Origin of the sequence: Giesbergeria sp. (assembly GCF_028686475.1) — a bacterium.
In the GTDB taxonomy this organism is placed as follows: Bacteria; Pseudomonadota; Gammaproteobacteria; order Burkholderiales; family Burkholderiaceae_C; genus Simplicispira.
Window position 1 is genome coordinate 1 of record NZ_JAQUCA010000061.1, and the last position, 2,933, is coordinate 2,933.

4 protein-coding genes are annotated in these 2,933 nt (G+C 54.1%); 2 read left to right on the plus strand and 2 right to left on the minus strand.

The annotated features are described in order from the left end of the window. Positions 1-195 precede the first annotated feature (195 nt). Entirely contained in the window at positions 196-450 is a 255-nt protein-coding gene (locus PHX60_RS15930; protein WP_300079773.1) for a hypothetical protein, read from the plus strand. Between the two features lie 143 nt (positions 451-593). Continuing rightward, on the plus strand, positions 594-764 hold the full coding sequence (locus PHX60_RS15935) for a hypothetical protein (RefSeq protein ID WP_300079775.1): 171 nt from the start codon (positions 594-596) through the stop codon (positions 762-764). A 51-nt stretch (positions 765-815) separates the two neighbouring features. Here the strand turns inward: PHX60_RS15935 and PHX60_RS15940 are convergent, their stop codons facing one another. Continuing rightward, on the minus strand, positions 816-1,685 hold the full coding sequence (locus PHX60_RS15940; RefSeq protein ID WP_300079778.1) for a hypothetical protein: 870 nt from the start codon (positions 1,683-1,685) through the stop codon (positions 816-818). Between the two features lie 320 nt (positions 1,686-2,005). Further along, positions 2,006-2,872 (minus strand): hypothetical protein, encoded by an 867-nt coding sequence (locus PHX60_RS15945; protein ID WP_300079780.1) that lies wholly within the window; start codon positions 2,870-2,872, stop codon positions 2,006-2,008. Between the last annotated feature and the right edge of the window lie 61 nt (positions 2,873-2,933).

The following is a 2,933-nucleotide window of genomic DNA, read 5'->3' on the forward strand; positions in this document are numbered from 1 at the left end:
GACCTGTTCAATGCATGCATCGAGTTGACAGGTGTTTGGTTCTCACCTGTCGGGTGTGGGCTGTCCTGGCGTGTGGACCAGCTGATGCTGGCTGCTAAGGCACCACCTCGCACCCTCTCAACTTTTTAGTTCGTTGATGATGAGGTTGATGAGGCTCAGGTCTAGGGGATGTCAACATCCAAGGTACCTGCTGGCATGCCCGCCACAGACCTGGTGCTGCTGGCCCAGCTGGCCCAGCTGCTGCTTCTGGACAGTGCAGATAGGGATGTGAACCTGGTGCACATCACGATGATTCCCACCGACAGTACCACTACTCCCACCGTGACTGAGATGATGACAGTTGTGTCCATCTGTCTATTGTTTTACCAGGCCCTCAGAAAAGAGGCTAGCCATTATTCCCACTCTTTTTACCTTGTAATGACTTGCCCACCTGGGCTGCTGCCCCGCTAATGAGGCTCACTTTGCCTGAAATGTCAGACACCTTTGGTGCATACTTCACGGTGGCATCAGCCACCTTGCCCACTGCTGCCGCCACACCTCCAACGACTGGGAGCTTCTCCAGCGCGTGTGCAATTGGTGATATGACCCCTGCTATGCTCCCAGCCCGCCTGGCCACTGTGCCTGTGATGTCGGCTGCACGTCGAACGACGGTGCCGCCAGTGGCCAGAGCCTTGCCCACCCCTGTTAAAGTGCGTTGCCAGAAGCTCATGCTGCTGCTGCTGCTGCTGCTGCTGCTGCTGCTGTTGTCGTTGCTGATTCACTGAGTGAATAGTGCGCGACTGTTATTGTGTGTTATACTGTGACGCACGTAAAATTTATTCAATCTGGAAAGTTTCGAACAGCAAGGAGACTGTGGTGCTGTTGTTCATCCATGTGAGGGGGCGGCCCACTATGTCAGTCAGTCGAATGTTCAGCGTGTTGACACTCTTTTCAGCAATGAAAAAACTGTTGAACTCTGCACTTGAATTGTACCAAATCGATCTTTGGAACACAGCTCCAACTGGGATGATGGCTATGACCTGGCCCACATCACAAGCATCAGAGAGGTTCATGTTGTCGATGGGCGGGCTGCCCTCGTGGGGGCTGACTCCATCCAGGTTACAAATGATATCATTTTGAGCGTGTGGCATGCACGCATCATCGCTGTAGTGTGTCGAGGCTGCTGGTTGGTAGTTGCTACTGAACCCCATAATGACAGCAAGAGTGCCGTGGAAATACAGAGCAACTGGGCCGCCACTGGTGATGGTCATTTTGTTTGTGTTGACCCCGTACGAAACACTGAGTCCAGCCACATCCCCGACCAGCTTGGCCAGCTCAGTCATCTGGTAGTTGCCTTTGGGGAGGATGTATGGAGTTGCCTTTGTAGCAATGTCACTAGGCGGGGTGTAGCGGAAGCCTACGTGCGGAACTTCATGGGCACCACCGTATTTGTAGATGATGTTGTTGTTATCATTGATTTGCATGAAAGAGTTGAAAGCGTTAAGGGATGCCAGTGAAACCCTCATGATTTCATCGGTTTTGCATCGAATCAGGCCGTTCACATTAGCCTGGAGTGAATGCCCATTACTGAGCCCCGAGTGCAGATACAGTGTCTGACTCTTCACCAGCCCCCCTATCGCCCTCTTGGGCACCAGCTGCGCGTTCTTGTTCATGCTCATGTTCATGTTCTGTTGCTGCTTCTGCATTCTCTACTTCTGTTGGGGAAATAACTTTGACAGCACCCTTGAGTTCACCTGCCTCAAACCGGGGGTCAGGGCCAGGTGGCTTGCCGTGCTTCCCCTTCCGCTCTTCGTTCTCCAGCTTGCGCACAAGGTTCTGCAAGAAGCCAGGGTTTTCAGCATACACATCTGTCATCATCTTGAGCAGTTCCTCCTGGCCGGCAAGTCGTGGGAAATCCCGCTTCAGCGCCTCCACCCAAGCGGCTTTCTGGTGCGCTGTGGCTGACGACCCGGCCGAAGGCCGTGGCACTGAATGTGCTGTCATTCTTGTTTGTATATCTCTATGCTCACACAAAAATCTGGTCGAAATTCTTGCGGAACCGCAGTCTGGGGTCGGCGGCATCGAAGTCACACATCAGAAAGTGATGGGCAGCGGTAGTTGTGGCCGTCTCCCACATGTCCAGAAAACGCTGCTGGGGCACAAAGGAGCTGAACTCCGCTGCTATTTGCTTTCGAATAGAGTCATTCTTGTTGGCAAACAAGATGAGCAGACTCAGGTTGGAGCGGAGCTGACGGGGGACGCCGTTGTGAAAGGTTTGCGTGAGAAACACCATTGAGGTGAGATGATGACGATGTCGAATAGCAAATGATGCCACTGCCCCTTTGGCATCGGACCTATACAAGTCACGGTTGCCCACCAGGTCGTCAAAAATGAGCAGAGTGGTGGGTGTCCCGCGCGACCACTTGGGGGGCTTGGTGGGCTCCTCATAGTCATGCTTCTCTAACAGCATCAGGTCCTCCGTGCTGCACTCCCCCCTCTTGAGGACGCACCTGGCGTACACCTCGGCGTACTCCCTTTCCGCCTTCTCCTCCTCGATGTCCTCCTCAATGCTCTGAACCACCCCCTGAAACAGGCCCTCATCAAAGGTCTCATGAGTGTCCACGCGCACTGCATGCTTCTTGGCTGACTGTATGAGAGCCTTGTACTTTGGATCAGCGCGGAGGGTTGGGCAGAAGAGCACCATCTTGTCAAATGAGTGGGCGCGGAAGTAGGCCTTGAGCATACGGACCAGGGCCGTCGTTTTGCCACTCCCCCGGGAGCCCACAATGGCGGCGAGGAAGTGGAGGCGGGGCAGGTTCTCAGGACCCGCGCGTGTCTGAGCATACCTGATGTGGAGCTCGGGCACTCGGACCGGGATGTGTTCAGTCTCCATTGTCATCTTAGTCAATCAAGAGGAAATACTCTCCGCATCAAACTATCCCAATCGGGCTCCT